12 protein-coding genes and 2 pseudogenes are annotated in these 18,891 nt (G+C 73.1%); 6 read left to right on the plus strand and 8 right to left on the minus strand.

All coding sequences use genetic code 11. The features are described from left to right. Positions 1 to 123: 123 nt before the first annotated feature. Positions 124 to 621, plus strand: a complete 498-nt coding sequence (locus H4687_RS41590) for a DUF2975 domain-containing protein (protein WP_046919296.1) — start codon at positions 124 to 126, stop codon at positions 619 to 621. Between the two features lie 102 nt (positions 622 to 723). Then, on the plus strand, positions 724 to 1,227 hold the full coding sequence (locus H4687_RS41595; RefSeq protein ID WP_046919300.1) for an HAD domain-containing protein: 504 nt from the start codon (positions 724 to 726) through the stop codon (positions 1,225 to 1,227). Positions 1,228 to 1,312: 85 nt separating this feature from the next. On the opposite strand, the gene H4687_RS41600 is transcribed toward H4687_RS41595, so the two are convergent. The 7 genes and pseudogenes from H4687_RS41600 to H4687_RS47020 all read right to left on the minus strand — a co-directional run. Beyond that, positions 1,313 to 3,061 carry an RICIN domain-containing protein gene (locus tag H4687_RS41600; RefSeq protein ID WP_046919295.1) on the minus strand — a complete coding sequence of 583 codons (1,749 nt, stop codon included), beginning with the start codon at positions 3,059 to 3,061 and terminating at the stop codon, positions 1,313 to 1,315. Positions 3,062 to 3,199: 138 nt separating this feature from the next. Beyond that, positions 3,200 to 5,359: a beta-galactosidase gene (locus H4687_RS41605; protein WP_046919294.1), complete on the minus strand. Its 2,160-nt coding sequence runs from the start codon at positions 5,357 to 5,359 to the stop codon at positions 3,200 to 3,202. Positions 5,360 to 5,413: 54 nt separating this feature from the next. Further along, complete coding sequence (locus H4687_RS41610; RefSeq protein ID WP_046919293.1) at positions 5,414 to 6,343, minus strand: carbohydrate ABC transporter permease; 930 nt, start codon at positions 6,341 to 6,343, stop codon at positions 5,414 to 5,416. Beyond that, positions 6,340 to 7,260 carry a carbohydrate ABC transporter permease gene (locus H4687_RS41615; protein ID WP_046919292.1) on the minus strand — a complete coding sequence of 307 codons (921 nt, stop codon included), beginning with the start codon at positions 7,258 to 7,260 and terminating at the stop codon, positions 6,340 to 6,342. Before H4687_RS41615 ends, H4687_RS41610 begins: the two co-directional genes overlap by 4 nt. A gap of 1 nt (position 7,261) precedes the next feature. Then, on the minus strand, positions 7,262 to 8,653 hold the full coding sequence (locus tag H4687_RS41620) for an ABC transporter substrate-binding protein (protein ID WP_046919291.1): 1,392 nt from the start codon (positions 8,651 to 8,653) through the stop codon (positions 7,262 to 7,264). A gap of 387 nt (positions 8,654 to 9,040) precedes the next feature. Further along, positions 9,041 to 10,180: a LacI family DNA-binding transcriptional regulator gene (locus H4687_RS41625; RefSeq protein ID WP_046919299.1), complete on the minus strand. Its 1,140-nt coding sequence runs from the start codon at positions 10,178 to 10,180 to the stop codon at positions 9,041 to 9,043. A gap of 139 nt (positions 10,181 to 10,319) precedes the next feature. Then, a pseudogene (locus H4687_RS47020) lies at positions 10,320 to 10,726 on the minus strand (amidohydrolase family protein); the annotation flags it as partial. A 2-nt stretch (positions 10,727 to 10,728) separates the two neighbouring features. On the opposite strand from H4687_RS47020, the pseudogene H4687_RS41630 reads away from it, so the two are divergent. From H4687_RS41630 to H4687_RS41645, 4 genes and pseudogenes are all read left to right on the plus strand, one after another. Continuing rightward, positions 10,729 to 11,109: pseudogene (locus tag H4687_RS41630) on the plus strand (amidohydrolase family protein); the annotation flags it as partial. Between the two features lie 298 nt (positions 11,110 to 11,407). Beyond that, positions 11,408 to 12,943 carry a TIGR02677 family protein gene (locus H4687_RS41635; protein ID WP_192781781.1) on the plus strand — a complete coding sequence of 512 codons (1,536 nt, stop codon included), beginning with the start codon at positions 11,408 to 11,410 and terminating at the stop codon, positions 12,941 to 12,943. Beyond that, positions 12,940 to 14,232 carry a TIGR02678 family protein gene (locus H4687_RS41640; RefSeq protein WP_046919919.1) on the plus strand — a complete coding sequence of 431 codons (1,293 nt, stop codon included), beginning with the start codon at positions 12,940 to 12,942 and terminating at the stop codon, positions 14,230 to 14,232. The genes H4687_RS41635 and H4687_RS41640 overlap by 4 nt, the downstream gene beginning before the upstream one ends. After that, positions 14,229 to 18,374: a TIGR02680 family protein gene (locus H4687_RS41645; protein ID WP_046919918.1), complete on the plus strand. Its 4,146-nt coding sequence runs from the start codon at positions 14,229 to 14,231 to the stop codon at positions 18,372 to 18,374. The genes H4687_RS41640 and H4687_RS41645 overlap by 4 nt, the downstream gene beginning before the upstream one ends. 85 nt (positions 18,375 to 18,459) lie before the next feature. On the opposite strand, the gene H4687_RS41650 is transcribed toward H4687_RS41645, so the two are convergent. Further along, on the minus strand, positions 18,460 to 18,846 hold the full coding sequence (locus tag H4687_RS41650) for an ArsR/SmtB family transcription factor (protein ID WP_046919917.1): 387 nt from the start codon (positions 18,844 to 18,846) through the stop codon (positions 18,460 to 18,462). Between the last annotated feature and the right edge of the window lie 45 nt (positions 18,847 to 18,891).

An 18,891-nucleotide genomic window follows, 5' to 3' on the forward strand; every position in this document is an offset into this window, starting at 1 on the left:
CCGTGCCCGCATCCGACCAGCCTCCCCGACACGCCGATCCTGCCGGGGAGGAGCAGCCCTGCCCTTGCCTGATCTATCGATTGTCGATAGTTTTCTATCGCTGATCGAGTGAAGGAGGGTGTCGTGGGGAAGCTGACGGTGCTGGCGCTGCGTGCCGTGATCGTGGGGTTGTTCGTCGGTTCGCTGTTCGTGCAGGGGGTGATGGTGCCGTTGCTGGCCGCCGATCTCGACGGTCTCGACGCGGACGCGGCGCATGTGCGCACGCCGGTCCTCGTGATCGTGGTGCTGGGCGTGGTGACGGTCCAGGTCGTGCTGGTCTGTGTGTGGCGCCTGGTGACGATGGTCCGGCGGGACACCGTCTTCTCCCACGCCGCCTTCCGGTACGTGCACGGGGTGATCGGCGCGATGGTGGCGGCGGCGCTCCTGGTGTTCGCGCTCGGTGTGGTCCTGGCGCCCGGCGAGGCCGTGGCCCCCGGCGTCGTGCTCCTGCTGGGCGGTGTCGGCCTCGCGGTGCTGGGGATGGCGCTCATCGTCCTCGTCCTGCGGCTGCTGCTCGCCAAGGCCGTCACCCGCGACATCGAGGCGACGCACCTGCGGGCCGAGCTGGCCGAGGTCATCTGATGCCGATCGCCGTCGACATCGACGTGATGCCGGCGAAGCGGAAGACGTCCGTGGGCGAACCGGCGCTCGAATGCCGGCCAGGGACCTGCTGAAGTGGGAGACATGACCGGCCCCGCAGGACGCCCGCTGCTCTTCCTCGACGTCGACGGCACGCTCCTGCCCTATGGCGGCGGGCGGCACCCGTCGGCGGCCCAGGAGTGGGGCCCCTGGCAGCACACGTCGAATCCCCAGCCGGCGAGGATCGACCTCACCCATGGACCGCGCCTGCTGCGGCTGCCCTGCGAGCTGATGTGGGCCACCGCGTGGATGCACGACGCCAACGAGGTGATCGCCCCGCTGCTCGGACTGCCGGCGCTCCCCGTCGTTGACCTGCCGGAGTGCCCGGAGGAGGACCACGCCGATCTGCTGCACTGGAAGACGCGCGCCCTGGTCCGGGAGGCGGCCGGGCGCCCGTTCGTCTGGGTCGACGACGAGATCACCGGCCTCGACCGCGCCTGGGTGTCACGGCATCACCCGGGGCGGGCCCTCCTCCACCGCGTCACGTCCGAGGTGGGGATGACACCAGCCGATTTCACGGTGCTCCAGGCGTGGTCGGCCGCTGTGTAGCGGCCGGCCCCTCGGAGGGTTCGAGCCGTCGGGCGCGGGCTCCTGTCCTACGGAGCCCGCGCCCTCGGCACGGATGCACGGCCCGCTAGGGGACGAGCTTCCAGTCCTGTGAGCCGTCCGTGATGGCGCTCTGCAGGGTGAGGGGTGCGTCGGCGGACGCGCCGGTCAGGTAGAGGTCCTTGTTCTTGACCGACTGCAACTTGACGTGACCGTTCGCGGACGGGACGACGCTCCACGTGCCCGTGGCGCTGTCGTCGACCCACTGGCCGATGCGCTGGCCGGCCGTCGCACTGCCCGTCCAGATCGACGCCGCCCGGCCGCCCGACTTGTTGAGCAGGGTCACCCCGCCTCCGGACTTCGTGACGACGTGCCAGTACTGGGTGGCCGGGTCGGCCGCCGTTCCGGCGTCCTCCAGGACGACGTCGGGGACGTCGCCGTTGCCGATGTTCGCGTCGGTGCTGTTGTTGCCCGTGCCGATCACCTGGCCGGTCTTCCGGTTCACCAACTGCCGGTAGGCGCCGGCGGAGTGACCGAGGTCGACCTCGGCGTGCGCGATGACCGACGTGCCCTGGTTGTTGAGGATCACGACGCGGCCGGTGCCGTCCACGTACTGCAGGTTGCGGCTGTAGCCGGCCCGCGAGGTCGTCTGGTACTCCTTCCACACCCCGTCGGAGCGTCCGCTGTCGTTCATCCAGACGCTGCCGCTTCCGGCCGCGTTGTAGACCAGGCGCCCGTCGGGGAGCCGGATGAGGACCGGACTGCCGCCTCCCGCCAGGGGACGCGAGCCGGCGACGACCGGCAGGGCGTCGACGCCCATTCCGGTGGGGGAGCCCTGGAAGAACTTCAGCGGGTCGTTCGCGATCCGGTACCGGGTGTTGGCACCGCCGCCCCAGTACTCGTAGGTGAGCAGCCACTTCTCGTCGGCCGTCGGGACGAGGTTCGTCATGCCGGGCCGGCCGCCGCCGATCTCCGTCTTGCCACCGCCCATGTCCTCGGTCAGACCGGCGATGTCGACGACCGGCTCGCTCCACTTCCTGCTCCTGCCGTTCCAGGTCCTGTGGACCAGGATCTGGCCGTGCGAGTCCTTGGCGGTGTCGTTCGCCGGGTCGAGCTTCGGGACGCCGGTGACCGGATCGAAGCCGATGTAGTCGTTCTCGTCGGAGTAGTAGCAGACGAGCTTGTTCTTGCGGACCGTCAGGTACGGCTCCCACAGGGGATCGACCTGCTTGTACGTGTTCGCCTTCGCGATGTTCTGCCCGACCGCCCCCGCGCTGCCGCCCTGCCGGCCGCCGGTCGCGACGACGTTGACCACCTGCCAGGTCGTGCCGCCGTCGGTGCTGGAGTACAGGGCGATCGCCATGTCCTCGCGGTCCCCGTCGTTGGACGGCGTCCAGTTCGGGTCGGCGGCCTTGTGCTCCTTGTAGTACTGGTCGTCGCCCGACACGACACTCGCCAGCAGCAGCGTGCCCGCCTTCAGGTCGCCGACGCGGTCCGGAAGCACGTACAGGAACGGGTTCGTCCAGTTGCTGGTGTACTTCGCGAACGCGGGATCGTCGGACAGGTACGCCGGGGCCTTGACCTCGGACAGCGGCTGCCAGGTCGTACCGTCGTCGTCGCTCGTGTAGACCGGCAGGGTCTGCCGGTCGGCGCTCTTCGTCGCCGTCACGACGGTGGACTTCTCGAACGACGCGACCAGACGACCGCCGGGCAGCTGCGCCGACTTGGGGTAGACCGCGCAGTTCCCGCGCCCCTTGAGGCAGGGTTCGCCGCCGAGCTGGTACACGGTCCCGCCCGTCGGGGCGTAGGCCTGGGCGGTCATGGGAATCGTGAGCATCGCCGATGCTCCGACGACGCCGCCCAGCGCTCTGCCGAGTCTTCTTCTGTGCACAACCACTCCTTCGGGGATGGAACAGGACGGACGATGGGGTCGGGACCGGTGTCAGGGGCCCGTAGCGGCCTCAGGCCTCAGGCCTCAGGCCTCGGTGTGGGTGTCGGTGTCGGTTTCGGTGGTGACGAGTACCCGCACGTCCCACGGCCCCAGTTCCAGCGGAGCTCCCGCCGGGAGGGACGTGCCGGTCAGCGCGTCGGACAGGGGCATCGGGGCGGGAACGCTCGCGGGCTCCCAGGCCCAGTTGTGGACGATGTGGACGCGGCGCCCGTCGGGCGAGGTGCCGGTCGTCGCGGTCACGGAGGCCGGGAGGTCGCCCCAGGTGTGCCGGGCGGCCGGCGTCAGCCACTCGGCGAGCGCCCGGCCGAGGTCACGGCCGGGGACCGTGCCGACGTACGTGACCTGGCCCGCGCCGTGGCGGCGGGTGGTGACCGCCGGCCAGCGCCCGAAGTGCGGGTGGTCGTAGGTGACCAGCACCTCGGCGTCGGTTGCGGTGAGGCCGTCGGCCCAGCGGGTCGCCTTCGCGCCCTCGGGGAGCCGGAGCGGTCCGCCGGGCGCCGGCCGCAGCGGCACCTCCCGCGTGAGGTTGCTGAACTCGTCGTAGCCGACGCCCGCGGCCACCGTGAGGCGTCCGGGGGCCCGCTCGGCGCGGGCGCGGGCCTCGTGGTCGGCGTAGCCGGTGCGCGGGCCGAGCACGAGATGGCCGCCCGCGTCGGCGTAGGCGGCGAGCCAGTCGAGCATCGCGTCGGCGGCCAGGTACAGCGCCGGGACGACGAGGACCGGGTGCCGGCGCACGGCCTCCTCGGGCGACAGGCCCTCACGCTCACCGCTCGGGTCGTGCAGCTGCCGGGCGTGCACGATACGGACCTGGCGGCCCGCGTCGAAGGCGCCCCGGTAGAACGGGTCGAAGATACGGTGGTAGGCGGCCGCGTCCGGCTCGCCGTCCGGGGTGGCGAGCGGCGGGTACTTCTGCATCAGCCACTTGCTGGGCGTCGAGTACACCATCGTGATGTCGGCGTCCGGTTCGAGTCCGGCGACGAGCGGGCCGGCCGCCTCGAACTCCGCGCCGAGCCGGGCGAGTTCGGCGTACGTGCGGCCGGGCTGCCCGGTGTGGGGGAGGATGCCGCCCCAGTAGGTCTCGGCGCCGAAGTGCAGGGTGTGCCAGTGCCAGTACTCGATCATCCGGGCGCCGCGCGAGACGAGTGCCCAGGCGGCCTGGCGCCACTGGCCGTCGTAGCCGGGGCGGTTGTCCCAGGCCATGCCGATCGAGCCGGCGTTGGTCTCGGTGACCAGGAACGGCTCCTGGCGGGAGGAGAACATCCAGTCGGCGGTCTGGTACAGCGACCACACGCCGGTGGTCTTCCACTTCTGCTCGTGGCCGTCCGGGGTGGGGTCCGGCAGGAGCAGGCCGTCCTGCATGTCGTAATACGGGTTGCCGGAGGCGATGTCGAGGCGGTCGGACAGCTCGTCGTCCTCCACGCCCTGGCGGGTGTAGGAGATGCAGGTGGTGACGAACTGCTCGGCCGAGGCGTACTCGCGGACGAGGTCGGCCTGCCAGCCGATGAACTCGGTGACCTGCCGGGCCTGGAACTCCCGCCAGGCGACGTCGTACTGGGGCTGCTCGTTGCCGTCCGGCGTCCACAGGTCGGCCCAGGTGGAGAGCCGGTGGGACCAGTAGACCAGGCCCCACTCACGGTTGAGGGTCTCCACGTCGCCGTACTTCTCGCGCAAGTGGTCCACGAAGCGCTGGAAGACACCGTGGTTGTGGAAGAGGTGCAGACCGGGTTCGTTGTCGACCTGGAAGCCGATGACGGCGGGGTGACCGGCGTACCGGGCGACGATCTTGCGGATGACCCGCTCGGCGTGGAAGCGGAAGGCCGGGTGGGTGAAGTCGATCTCCTGCCGGGCGCCCCAGCCCATGCGCTCACCGGTGCGCCGCTCGGCCGTGATCTCCGGGTACTGGCGGGCCAGCCACGGCGGGGCCGCGTAGGTCGGGGTGCCGAGGACCACGGAGATGCCGCGCTCGTGGGCGCCGTCCAGGACGGGCTGGAGCCAGTCGAGGTCGAACGTGCCGTTCTCCGGCTCCCAGGTGGACCACACCGACTCACCGACCCGGATGACGGAGATGTGCGCGTCGGCCATCAGGTCCAGGTCGGTCTGGAGGCGTTCGGCTGGCCGTTCGTAGGGCTGGTACTCGTGGTAGTACGCGGCACCGAACAGGACGCGGTCGGGCAGAGCCGCCATGAAGAAGAACCTCCGAGAGAAGGAGTGGGGGGAGTGGTACGAGGGCGGTGGGCCCTACTGCTTGACGCCGCCGGCGGCCAGACCGCTCTGCCAGTACCGCTGGAGCATGAGGAAGGCCACGACGAGCGGGACGATCGAGATCAGTGAGCCGGTCACGACCAGGGCGAGCATGTCGCTGCTGGCGCCGGCCCCGCCGTTCTGCGCCTGCGCGGCCCAGGAGGCCAGGCCGACCGTGATCGGGTACAGATCGGGGTCGTTGAGCATGATCAGCGGCAGGAAGTAGTTGTTCCAGGTCGCCACCAGCGTGAACAGCAGGACCGTCACCACCCCCGGGGCCATCAGCCGCAGGGCGATCCGGAAGAAGATCCGGGCCTCCCCGGCACCGTCGATCCGGGCGGCCTCCAGGATGCTGTCGGGGACGGAGTCCGCGGCGTAGACGCGCATCAGGTAGAGGCCGAAGGGGTTGACGAGTGAGGGCAGGATGACCGCCCAGGGGGTGTTGGCCAGACCCGCCTGCGCGAACAGCAGATAGGTCGGGATGGCCAGCGCGGTCGTGGGCACCATGACCGCGCCGAGGACCAGGTTGAAGGCCAGACGGTCGCCGCGGAAACGGTACTTGGCGAAGCCGTATCCCGCGGCGGCCGCCAGCAGCGCGGCCCCGACCGCGCTGACGCCGGCGTACAGGACCGTGTTCAGCAGCCAGCGCACGAAGACCCCGTCGTTCTGGGTGAGGGTCTCCTTGATGTTCGTCAGCAGCTGCGGGGCGCCCGAGAGCCACAGGCCGAAGCTGTTGAACAGGTCCTGCGTGCTCTTGGTCGAGGCGATGAGCAACCAGAAGAGCGGAAGCAGGAAGTACGCCAGGGCGGCCAGCATGGCGATCGTCAGCGGGGTGCTGCGACGGCCCGGGCGGCTCCTGCGGTACGCGAGGCGCGCCGGCTTGCTCGGTGCCGCGGCGACCGTGGGCGCGGGGGTGGTCGTCGTCACGGGGTCCTCCTGCGGTTGGCGGTGAGCAGGACGCCGTAGGAGGCGATCACGATGACGAGACCGAGGAGGAAGGACACCGTGGCCGCGTAGTTGACCTGCTGGCCGGTGAAGGCGAGCGTGTAGGCGTAGAGGTTGGCGGTGTAGGAGCTGCTGATCACGTCCGGGGCGAGGTCCTTGAGCAGTTTCGGCTCGTTGAACAGCTGGAAGCTGCCGATCACGGAGAACAGCAGGGTGAGCAGCAACGCCGGGCGGAGCGCCGGGAGTTTGATCGACCAGGCGATGCGCCAGGCCCCGGCGCCGTCCATCGCGGCCGCCTCGTACAGCTCGTGCGGGACCGTGCGCAGGGCGGCGTACAGGATGATCATGTTGTAGCCGACGAACTCCCAGGTCACGATGTTCGCGAGGCTGCCGAGCATCAGGCTCTCGCCGAGGAAGTTCGGGACCGGCAGGTCCAGGTTCCGGCCCAGCTGGGCGAACGGTCCGAAGTCGGGGCCGTACAGATAGCCCCACATGAGCGCGGCGACCACGCTGGGAACGGCGTACGGGACGAAGATGCCCAGCCGGATCACCCGGGACAGGCGCAGCAGGCCGCTGTCGAGCGCGAGCGCGAACAGCAGGGCCAGCAGCAGCATCACGGGGACCTGGACCACGAAGAACAGCGCGACGCGGCCGACGCCGTGCAGGAACTGGGAGTCGCCGAAGGCCTGGGCGTAGTTGTCGAGGCCGACGAAGACCGTCCCGCCGATCAGCCGGGTCTGGAAGAGGCTGAGATAGGCGGCGTACACGAGCGGCGCGAGGAAGAGCAGCAGGAACAGCACCAGGAACGGGGCGACGAAGAGGGGTCCCGCCGAGCGGCGGCGCCGGGTGCCCCCGGGCCGCGAGCGGCCCGGGGCGGTGGCGGGGGTCGTGGCGGCCATCTCAGGATCCCTTGACGGTGAAGCCCTGGCCCTTGGCGTACGTGGTCAGCCGTGACTGCCACTGGCCGAGGGCGGCGACCGTGTCCTTCTTGTCGGCGAGGGACTTGCCGACGGTCTCGGTCCAGTCGGTCGCCGCCTGGTCGAGGAACGGCGGCCACTGGAAGGCCGGGTCCACGGTGGCGCTGACGTCGGCGAAGACCTGGTTGACCTTCTGGCCGCCGTAGAAGGCCGGCGCGTCCGACACGAACCCGGCGTCGGTGAGCAGGGCCTTGGTCGCCGGGAAGAAGAACTGCTCGGTGGCGAACATCCTGGCGGTGGTGGGGTCGCTGTTGAGGAACTGCGCGAACACGGCCGCGGCGACGGGGTTCTTGCTGGAACGGATGACCGCGGTGGTCGAGCCGCCCCAGTTGCCCGCGCTGGGCTCGGCCGCGTCCCACTGGGGCAGCGGGGCCGCGCGCCACTTGCCGGCGGTGGCCTTGGCGGAGCCGGAGAGGAAGGCCGGGCCCCAGGCGGCGGTGATCCAGGTGGCGTACTTGCCCTTGTTCAGCCCGGCGTACCAGCCGTCGGTGAAGTCCGGGTCGGTGCTGATCACGCCCTCCTTCGCCAGTCCGCCCCAGTAGGCGCCGAGCTTCTTGGAGACCGTGTCGTCGACGCTGATGGTGATGTCGCCCTTGCCGGAGGTCGCGTACGGCTTGGCGCCGGCCTGCCACAGCAGTCCGTGCCAGGCGGCGGGCTGGCTGGCCGCGAGGTTGGTGAGGTACACGTCCGGGTCGGCCTTGTGGAGTTTGCGGGCGGCCTCGGCGAACTCGTCCCAGGTGCCCGGCACGTCGATGCCGTGCCTGTCGAAGATGTCCTTGCGGTACAGCAGACCCATCGGGCCGGTGTCCTGCGGGATCGCCCACACCTCGCCCTTGGCGCCGCTGACCTGGCTCCAGGTCCAGTCGACGAACCTGTCCTTCAGCTTGGCGGCGCCGTACGGCCGCAGGTCCAGCAGGCTGTCGGTGATGGTGAACGTCGGGATGGCCTGGTACTCGATCTGCACCATGTCCGGGGCGCCGCTGCCCGCCTTCAGCGCCGTACGCAGCTTGGTGTACTGCGGGGTGCCCTGCCCGGCGTTGACGACCTTGATCCTGACGGCCGGGTACTTCTTCTCGAAGAGCTCGATCTCCTTGGCGATGTTCGGGACCCAGGTCCAGAACGTCAGCTCGGTCGGCGTCTTCATCGCCTTGTCGATGTCGGCCTGGCTGATCGGCTCGGCGGAGCCGGAGGAGCCGCCGGAGTCACCGCCGCCGCAGGCGGTGAGGGCCGCCCCGAGCGACAGGGCACCGGTCGTGGTGAGGAACCACCGACGGCTCATGGCGGACGAGGCGAAGGTGGGCGCGTTTCTGGGCATGGTGAACTCCCGCCGGTGGCGATGGTGGCGGCACGCCTGGTGACGGCGTGCGGAGACAAGGGAAAGGCGAAGTGGCTGACGCGGGGGCTGACGCGAGGACCGGGTGAGAAGGCCCGTGGGCCGGTCTCGCGGCTGCGTGGCCGCGGCCGGGGCGCGTACCGGATGCCGCGGGTACGTGCGGGTACGGCGTCGGGTCGCGGCCGGGTCGAGCGGGGCGAGGTGCCCGGGCGGATGCGCGAAAGACGGCTCGGGTGCACTTGCCCGGTGCGGGGCGGCCCCGTGTGCGGGCGCGCCGAGGTGGCGGGGGCGTGACGGGTACAGCGGCTCTATCAGGTCAGGTGGTCACGCGCCGGCCGTGCGTGGTGACGTCCGGGTGGGCGGGCGGTGTCAGTGCTGTGGGGCGGCGCCTCCGGTCGGCTGCGAGGCGGGCGTGCCCACATGGACGCGGGGGGCGGGGCGCCGGCCGCGGGCCGCGGTCCTCCGGTTCGGCGGTGGCGCGGTCGAGGCGCGGACGACGAGGTCGACCGGTGGGTCGCTCGGCGGCAAGGGGTCCGCGTCCGGGTTCTCGATGGCGTGGACGAGACGCTTGAGCCCCTCCTGCGCCACGGCGTCGAAAGGCTGCCGCACCGTGGTCAGAGGAGGAGTCACGTAGGCGGCGACCGGAATGTCGTCGAAGCCGACGACACTGACGTCCTGCGGAACCCGTCGCCCGGCCTCCGTCAGCGCGCGGATCAGACCGATCGCCATGTCGTCGTTGGCGGCGAAGACCGCGGTGACGTCACGGTTCCTGGCCAGCTCCCGTCCGGCCGCGTACCCGGACGCGGCCGACCAGTCGCCCTGGACGACCTCGGGGATGTCCCTGCCCCGGGCCGCCAGTGTCGCCTGCCATGCCTCCAGACGGTCCCGGGCGGCGTACCAGCGCTGCGGGCCCGCCAGGTGATGGACCGTGGTGTGGCCCAGCTCCAGCAGGTGCTCGGTGGCGGTACGCGCCATCAGGTCGGCGCCGTCGCCCGCGTTCAGCACCGCGGGTGCGGTGACGAACGGCGGGGCGCCGATGACCAGCGTGGGCACGGCGACCCGCAGCGCCCGGTCGGCGCCCTCCACCGCCTCGTCGATCGGCTCCGAGATGACGATGCCGTCCACGCCCTGGTCGAGCAGCGAGTCCACGGCTCCGGCGATACCCGCCGGATCGCCCTCCACGGTGTTGACCACGCGCAGCGCGTAGCCCGTGTCGCGGACGACCCGCTCGACCCCCATCAGCAGGGAGGCGGGACCGTACAGAGCCGTGCCCAGCGTCACCACGCCGATGGAGCGGGTGCGCCCCGAGGCCAGTGCCCGGGCGGCGTTGTTACGCCGGTAACCGAGCTGCTCGGCGGCCTCCGTGACACGTCTGCGCACGTCGGCGGAGACGTACGGCTCGTCGTTGAAGACCCTGGACACGGTCTTCTGTGAAACTCCGGCCAGCCTGGCGACATCCGTGCTGCTCGGCGCGGCGTGGCTGCCGCCCCGCCCTTGCCCTCGCGTCATGGTGCCCTCCCCGGTGACCGTCACGAACAGCCCAATGATGTCAGACAGCATTTCTGACTGCGCTGTCATGTCTGCGTAGTCATGTCTACGCAGTCACATGGCTGTCGTCAAGACTCGGTACCGAACCGTGATGCCGGGGTCACGGCTCCCCGGGCCGGGGCGCCGGGGAGCCGCGAACCTCAGGCTCCGCAGCCGCGTGCCCGCGCCGGTCGTCCACGAAGGTCTGCAGGACCCGGGTGGCGGCGATGTCCCCGGGCGGCCCCGCGAACGGGTCGAGGTCGAGGACGACCAGGTCGGCCCGCCTTGCCGACGGTGATGCTGCCGGTGAGGGCGTCGAGATGGTTCACGTGGGCGCTGCCGGCGGTGTGGGCGGCGAGGGCGGTGCCGAGGTCGAGACGCTGACCGGGCAGGAACTCCCGGGGTGCCCTCGGGGGAGCGCCGGTTGACCGCGACGTGCACGGCCTGGAGCGGGTCGGGGCTGCTGACCGGCCAGTCGCTGCCCGCCGCCAGGGTCGTCGCCCCGGCGCGCAGCAGGTCGCCGAACGGGCTTCGTCGAACCGGGCGAGCTGAGGAAGTACGTCACCGAACTGGACGCGCTCGGTTTCCAGGTGCACTTCCACGCGCTCGGCGACCGCGCGGTGCGCGAGGCACTCGACGCCGTCGAGGCCGCCCGCACCGCGAGCGGCCACCGCGACACCCGTCACCACCTGGCACATCTCCAGGTCGTCCACCCCCACGACGTACCGCGCTGCCGGGCGCTCGGCGCCACCGCCAACCCGCAGATGCTGTGGGCCGCCCACGAACCGCAGATGGACGAACTCACCCCGCCCTTCCTCGGGCCCGAACGCGGCGCCCGGCAGGAGGGGCCGGGCGCCGACCCGGCTTCCCGGGCCGCGCGCGGATCGGGCGCCGACCCGGTCTCCGGCCCCGGCGCGGATACGGTTTCCCGGCCGCCGCGGGGGCCGGACGCGGACCTGGCCTCGCGTCTCCCGTACGGGCCGGACGCGGACCCGGCTTCCCAGGTCACGCGTGGACCGGGCGTCGACCCGGCTTCCCCTCCGGCGCGGGCCGGCGCGGTCCGGCGCGCACGGGGACCGGACCCGGTCCGCCGGATGAAAGCGCTGTCCGGGACGCGTTTCTGATTGGCCGCGCCGCCCTCTACGGTGGGATCCGATGCCGACGAGGCGGTGGGGGAGGGCGACGGGCGTGCGTAGGGTTCCACCCGAGATGTTCCGGTTCACGACGGTGGAGCGGTCCGATCTGTACGGGGCGGTGCTGGAGGCCTTCGGCGCGGCCGGCGAGCAGCTGGAGACGGCGCTCGGCCCCGAAGCGGTCCGGGAGCGGCTGCGCGGGGTGGGCTGGGCGGCGGCCGTGGAGGACGACGACCTGCACGAGACGCTCAGCGGACTCGTGCGGTGGGAGCTGCTGGACGTGGTCCACCACCACGCCGAGACTGACTACCGCACGACCGAGGAGTATGAGCGCCGCAACCTGCGGTACTCGCTGACCCGCCGGGGCGAGGCCGCCCTCGCAGGGGTCCGGCACGCGCTGGAGGTGCTCGCCTCCACGGGGGCGCTGCAGACGGCCGTGCTGGAGGCGATCGCCGACCGGCTCGACGAACTGGGCCTGCTGTCCGGCGAACCCGCCTCGGCCGATCGCCGGATCTTCACCACCCTGCGTGAGCTGGAGGGGCACCTGGAGGCCCTGGTGGAGAACACCAAGGCCTTCAACGGCGAACTCCAGCGGCTGCTGCGCGCCGAGAGCGCCGACCCGGAGGTGTTCCACGAGGTCAAGGCCGCCACCGTCACCTATCTCCAGGAGTTCCTGGTCGGCCTCGACCGGCGCGGCCGGACGGTCGCCGCCGCCGTGGTCCGGGTGGAGGAGGCGGGCATCGCCGGCCTGCACGAGCGTGCGCTGCGCGGGGCCGAACTGTCGCCGGTGGCCGGTGAGGACCCCGCAGCCGGGTGGCTGGAGAGCCGCCGTGCCCGCTGGGCGGGACTGCGGTCGTGGTTCCTGCCGGACGACGGGGCACGCCCCCGTGTCGAGCAGCTGCACGACATCGCCCGCCGGGCCGTCGTCTCGCTCCTGCAGGCGCTGGAGCGGATCAACGAGTCACGGCGCCGCCCCTCCAGCGCCGTGCGGGACTTTCGGGAACTGGCGCGCTGGTTCGCCGCCGCCCCGGCGGAGGAGGACCTGCACCGGCTGTGGTCGGCGGCCTTCGGGCTCGGCCCGGCGCGCCACGCCCACCTCGCCCACCCCGACCCGGAGCTGATCCCCTCGTCCCGGTCCTGGGCCGAGACCCCGCCCGTGGAGGTGTCGGCGCTCCTGCGGACCAGCGGACGGACGGAACGCTTCACCCGCACGGCCAGGGTCCGCGACGTCGCGGCGGTCCGGGCGGAACGCGCCGCGCGGGCCCGCGTCGAACGGGCCGAACTCGCCCTCGCCTGGCGGATGTTGGAGACCCGCGGACCCGTGCGGCTGTCCGCCTTCGGCGAGCTGGAACCCGCCGTCCTCGACCGCCTGCTGGACCTGCTCGGCCGCGCCCTGTCCGCCCGGCCGGACGCGGGCGGACTGCGGCGCGCCACGACGGGCGACGGCCGGATGGAGATCGCGCTGGCCCCGCCTCCCGACGGCCGCACCGCACTGCTGCGCACGGCGAAGGGCACGCTGGCCGCACCGGACTACCTCGTCCACATCACGGAGGCGGGCGGTGCCGCCACGCTCCCGGCCCCACCCGCCGCGCGCCGGGAGGCGACCGGATGAGCACCTTCGCCAACCAGCTGGCCGCCGCCGAACGCGAGGAGGTCGCCCGCGCCGTACGCCTCCTGCTGGCCCGCCCCCTGCTCACCGAGACCTCCGACCCGGCCGGCTTCGAGCTGGTACGACGCCGTCGCGAGCCGCTGGCCCAGTGGTTCGACTACACCTGCGGCTGGAGCCTGGTGGTGGAGCCCCGCCGCGGATACGCCCGCCTCGCCAAGGTCCGCGTGGACCCGGACGGCTCCCGCCCGGCCCGCACGGCGCGTTCGGGCCGGGCCCCCTTCGACCGCCGGCGTTATGTGCTGCTGTGCGTGACGGCGGCAGAGCTGCTGTCGATGCCGATGACCACCATCGGCCTGCTCGCCGACCGTGTCGTCCGGGCCACCACCACCGATCCGGCGCTGCCCGGGTTCGACCCGGTCCACCGCGCGGAGCGGACGGCCTTCGTCGACGTGCTGAAGCTGCTGGAGTCGTACGGGGTGCTGCGCGCGGTGGACGGCTCGACCGCGGCGTACGTCGCCTCCGTGGACGCCGAGGTCCTCTACCGCGTGGACACCGCCCTGTTGACGCGCCTGCCCACGGCCCCCGTCGGCGCCTCCCGCCTCGCCGTACCCCCCGACGAGGTGCCCGCCCGGTTCGAGGACCTCCTCGCGGGACTGGTGCGCGAACGCCGCTACGGCGCCGTCTCCGGCGACGGCCCGGCGGACGACGAACACGGGGGGACGGCCGCCACGGACGCCCAGCGCAACCTGCGGCTGCGGCACTCGGTGCTGCGCCGCCTCTTCGACGACCCCGTCCTGTACCGCTCGGACCTCACCGACGACGAACTGGCCTACGTCACCTCCCTCCACGGCCGCCAGATCCTGCGCCGCTCGGTCGAACAGGCCGGCTTCCTCCTGGAGGACCGCGCCGAGGGCTTCCTGCTCGTCGACCCGGACGCGCTGGCCACCGACGTCCGCTTCCCCGACGACACCTCCATCGCCCGGGTCGCCGCGCTGCTCCTGCTGGAACCCCTCTGCGCCGCGCCCGCCGGACTCCTGCCCGAGCAGCTCGCCGAGGCCGGCACCGGCCTGCTGCGCCGCTTCCCGCGCTGGGCCAAGGCGTACCGGTCCGAGGACGGCGCGGCCCGCCTGGCCGAGGACGCCTTCGGCGTCCTGCGTGACATGGGTCTGGCCCACCGTGCCGGGGGCCGTGTCGTCGCGCGCCCGGCCGCCCACCGCTACCGCCTGACGGGGACGACGAGTTCGGCACCGGAGGCACTCGCAACAGAGGACACAGAGGAAGACAGGCAGTGAGCGTGACAGAGCTTCCCGTTCCCCGGCGGCCCGAGTCCCCCGAGCCCGCGCGCACACCGGCGCGAGCGGCCGAGGCGCCCCGCGGCCGCTGGCAGCCGTACCGCGCGGGCATCCTCAACGTCTGGCGCTACTACGACGAGACGTTCACCTTCCACCAGGGCCGCCTGCTGCTGCGCGGTCAGAACGGCTCGGGCAAGTCCAAGGCGCTGGAACTGCTGCTGCCCTTCCTCTTCGACGCCAGCCTCCGCCCCAACCGCCTCTCCACGTTCGGCGGTTCGGAGCGCACCATGCACTGGAACCTGCTCGGCGAGGGCGCCACCGGCAAGACCCGCGTCGGGTACGTGTGGATGGAGTTCCGCCGCGTCGACGACGACGGCACCGAGCGCTGGTTCGGCTGCGGGGCACGTCTGCAGGCGAGCGTGCACACCACCGGGGTGCACGCCGACTACTTCACCACCGGCGCCCGGATCGCCCACCCCGACGGCGTGCTCCTGGTCAACGAGGCAGGACAGCCCCTGACCCGTGCCGCCCTCGCCGAGGCCCTGGGCGACCGGGGCGACGTACACGCCTCGGCCGCGGACCACCGCACGGCCGTACGACGCGCGCTCTTCGCCGGAATGGGGGAGCAGCGCTACGAGTCACTGCTGTCCGCCCTGCTCCAGCTGCGCCAGCCCAAACTGTCCGAACGCCTCGACCCGTCCCTGCTCTCCACCCTGCTGTCCCGGGCGCTGCCGCCGCTGGGCGAGGGCGAGATCGCCGAACTCGCCGAGGGCTTCGAACAGCTGGACCGCCGGCGGGAGCATCTGAGACGGCTCGACGACGAGGTGGCGGCGGCCGAGACCGTCGCCGCGCGGCAGCGCGGCTACGCGCGACGGGTCCTGCGCGCCGGTGCCGCCGCGCTGATCGCCGCCGCGACCGAGACTGACGACCTCGCCCGCGCCGCCCGGACCAGCGCCGCGGAGTTCGAACAGGCCCTCGCGCAACGCGAGTCGGCCCGCACCCTGCGCGAGGAACAGGAGCTGCGCGCACACGCCCTGGAGGAGACCGTCGAGGGCCTGCGGGAGAGCGACGCCTACCAGCGGGGCCAGGAGCTGGACCGGCTCCGCCGCCGTGCCGGGGACGGGGCGGCGGCCGCCGCCCGGGAGCGCGCCCTCGCCCGGACCGCCGGGGAGACGGCGCGGAAGGACCGGAGGCACGCCGACGAGACGGCGGACCGGGCCCGCGCGCTGGACGAGCACGCGCGCGAGGCCGCCGAGGAAGCACGCCGGTCGGCCCGGTCGCTGGGCCTGGAATCTCTCCACCACGAGGCGAACACCGTCCTGGGCGCCGCTCCGGACGGTCCCGGGCGGGCGGCGCACGGCGGAGCGGGGCGGGAGGACTCCGGCGCCGCGTCCCCGGCGGGCGACGGCGGGGCCCGGCTGGCCCGCCGACTGCTGCGGGGCGCGGTCACCGCCCGGCGGCAGCAGCTCACCGTCGTCACCGAGGCCCTGGACGAGCACGACCGCGCGGTACGTGACCGGGGCGCCGCCGAGGACCTGCTGGACGGGGCCCGGGCCCGCTTCGCGGAGGCGGTCGCCCGGCGGGACGCGGCGTCCAAGGCCTGGGACGACGCCGTTGCCGCCCAGGCGGAGCGGCTGCTCGTCTGGGCCGGGGACCGTGCGGAACTGCGCATCGCCGACCCTCAGGAACTCGCCGCGAGAGCGGCGAGCGAGGCGGAGGTGACGGCTCTCGTCGACGCGGCCGTCCGCCCGCTGGAACGGGAGATCGCCACGGCGGAGGCCACCGCCCGGGCAGCGCGTCCGGGCCTGTGGGACGAGCGGGGCCGGCTCGTGGAGGAGGTGCAGCGGCTCGGAGCCGAGACCGATCGGCCGCCGCCGACCCCGGCCACCCGTACCACCGTCCGCACGGCGACGGCGGGAGCACCCCTGTGGCGGCTGATCGCCTTCCGCGAGGGTGTACCGCTCCCGGTCCAGGCCGCGGTCGAGGCCGCGCTGGAGGCGTCGGGCCTCCTGGACGCCTGGGTCGGCCCCTATGGCGGGATCACCCTGCCGGGCCACGACACGCGCGCCGAGGCCGCCCTCGCCGTGGCCGCCCCGGGCCACAGCCTGCTGGCGGTGCTGCGGCCCGAGGAGGGCATCCCGGTCCCGGTCGACACCGTCACCCGGATCCTCGCCGGGGTCGCGTTCGGGTCGGGCCTGCCCGACGGCCACGCCGCGGCCGTGTCCGCCGCCGGCGCCTGGCGCCTCGCCCTCGCCACCGGGTCCTGGAGCAAGCCGGAACCGGTCTACATCGGCGCCCCTGCCCGGCAGCGGGCCCGGCAGCGCGCGGTCGGCGAACTGACCGACCGCATCGCCGGGGCCAACGCCTCCCTCGTCGCGCTCGACGACCGCTCGCGCGACCTCGCCGCCCGCCGCGCCCGGCTGGAGGCCGACCTCGCCGCCCGCCCCGGCCACCGGGAACTCGACGCACGGCGACGCGACCTGGACCGCGCCGAGGAGACGGTGGCCGCCCGGGACGACGCCGTACGTGATGCCGCCGGGCGGCTGGCACGGTGCGAGGCCGAGGTGGCGGGCGCCCTGCGCGCGCTCGGCCGCCGGGCCGCGGAACACGCGCTGCCCACCGACCGCGGCCGGTTGCGCGCGCTCGCCGACGACCTCGACGGCTTCCGGGACACCGCCGACGGCTGGGTGGACGCCCGCCTCTGCGCGAACGCCGCGGCGGACACGGCCCGGCAGTCGGCCGCGCGGGCGGACCGCTCGCGCCGGGCGGCCGAGGAGCGGACCGGGGACGCGGCCGCCGCCGAGGGGGAGGCGGCGGGTCTGCGGGCGCGCGTGGAGGCCGCGGGGGCCACCGTCGGCGCCGACCACCGGCAGATCGTCGCGCGGGTCGCCGAGGTGCGCGAGGAACTGCGCCGCTGCCGGGACGCGGCGGCTCGGGCGGCCGATCTCCTGCTCCGGCTGGAGGGACGTGTCGGCGGGCTGCGGGCCGTCAGCGGACAGGACGCGGCACGACGGGAACAGGCCGTCCTGGCGCGGGACCGCGCGGCGCACCGGCTCCGGCATCTGTGCCAGGTCGGGCTGGCCGAGGACGCGGGCCTCGCGCCGGAACCGGAGGCCGCGGACGGGAGCAGGGCCGTACTGGAGACCGCCCGCGCCATCGTGGCGCACTGGCCCGGGATCCCGCACGCCCCTCATGACCTCGGCGACGCCGCGACCCGGCTGTCGGAAGCGGTCCACGAGGCCCGCCGGCACCTGGGCGCCCGGGCCGACCTGGACCTGGAACCCGACGACGACGTGCAGGTGTTCAGCGCCACCCTGGACGGCGTACGCCTGGGGGCGACGGGCCTGCTCGGCGCGCTCGCCCGGCAACGCGACGGCAGCCGCGACGACATCACCGGCGGCGAGCGGCGCCTCTTCGACCAGATCCTCACCGGCGACATCCGCCGCCACCTCGCGGTCCGCATCCGGCGGGCCGGCGAACTCGTCGACCGGATGAACGGGCACCTGGAACGGGTGCGTACCGCCTCCGACGTCGCCGTCCAGCTGGCCTGGGACGTCCGGCCGGATCTCCCGGACAGCACCCGCACCGCCCGGCAGCTGCTGCTGAGGGAACCCGACCGGGTCACCGAGTCCGACCGGGAGACGCTGCACGCCTTCCTGCGCGCCCGTATCGCGGAGGCCGAGGGCAGCGACACGGCCGCGACCTGGGAGGAACAGCTCGGCGAGGTGCTCGACTACACCGCCTGGCACCGTTTCACCGTCCGCCTCGACCGGGCCGGAGGCACCGGATGGCAGCCCCTGACGAAGAAGCTGCACGGCGCGCTCTCCGGCGGGGAGAAGGCCATCGCCCTGCACCTGCCGCTGTTCGCCGCCGTCGCCGCGCACTACGAGGCGGTGCCCCTGGCACCCCGGCCGATCCTGCTGGACGAGGTCTTCGTCGGCGTCGACACCGTCAACCGCGGACAGGTCTTCGCGCTGCTCACCGCACTCGACCTGGACCTCATGGTCACCTCCGACCACGAGTGGTGCACCTACGGCGAGCTGCCCGGCATCGCCGTGCACCAACTCCTCACCGACGAACACGACGACGCGGTCACCAGCGCCCGCTTCGTCTGGAACGGCACCGACCTGGAGACGGGATGACCTCACCGCGCCCATACGGGTGTGAGCGGCGCGCGTAGGGGTGTGAGCGCCGCGCGCGTACGGGCGCACGCCTGCCGGGGAGGCGTCAGCCGGAGGTGCCGAGCATCCTGCCCATCGCGGCCACCACCGACGGCTCCACCCGGTAGTAGACCCAGGTGCCACGCCGCTCGGAGGTGAGCAGGCCGGCGTCCTTCAGCTTCTTCAGGTGGTGGGAGACCGTCGGCTGGGAGACGCCGACGTCGGAGATGTCGCACACGCACGCCTCACCGCCCGCGTGGGAGGCGACCAGCGAGAACAACCGCAGCCGCACCGGGTCGCCGAGCGCCTTGAACATCGCGGCGGTCCGCTCGGCCTCCCCGGCCGTCAGCGGCCGCTCGGTGAGCGGCGGGCAGCACGGCACGGCGGAACCCCCGGCGACTTCGGCGCCCTCGGTGTCCGGCGGCGACAGCGGCAGCGTCTCGGTGGTCGACATACGTCCATGTTGGCATTCGCGGCAAGAAATAGATAGGTGTCTATA

The organism is Streptomyces stelliscabiei, from assembly GCF_014873495.1.
GTDB lineage: Bacteria > Actinomycetota > Actinomycetes > Streptomycetales > Streptomycetaceae > Streptomyces > Streptomyces bottropensis.

Coding starts and splice junctions, on each gene's coding strand:
- H4687_RS41620 (WP_046919291.1), bottom strand. CDS start 8,653: ATGCCCAGAAACGCGCCCACCTTCGCCTCGTCCGCCATGAGCCGTCGG.
- H4687_RS41625 (WP_046919299.1), bottom strand. CDS start 10,180: ATGACGCGAGGGCAAGGGCGGGGCGGCAGCCACGCCGCGCCGAGCAGC.
- H4687_RS41615 (WP_046919292.1), bottom strand. CDS start 7,260: ATGGCCGCCACGACCCCCGCCACCGCCCCGGGCCGCTCGCGGCCCGGG.
- H4687_RS41600 (WP_046919295.1), bottom strand. CDS start 3,061: ATGCTCACGATTCCCATGACCGCCCAGGCCTACGCCCCGACGGGCGGG.
- H4687_RS41605 (WP_046919294.1), bottom strand. CDS start 5,359: ATGGCGGCTCTGCCCGACCGCGTCCTGTTCGGTGCCGCGTACTACCAC.
- H4687_RS41635 (WP_192781781.1), top strand. CDS start 11,408: ATGTTCCGGTTCACGACGGTGGAGCGGTCCGATCTGTACGGGGCGGTG.
- H4687_RS41650 (WP_046919917.1), bottom strand. CDS start 18,846: ATGTCGACCACCGAGACGCTGCCGCTGTCGCCGCCGGACACCGAGGGC.
- H4687_RS41595 (WP_046919300.1), top strand. CDS start 724: ATGACCGGCCCCGCAGGACGCCCGCTGCTCTTCCTCGACGTCGACGGC.
- H4687_RS41640 (WP_046919919.1), top strand. CDS start 12,940: ATGAGCACCTTCGCCAACCAGCTGGCCGCCGCCGAACGCGAGGAGGTC.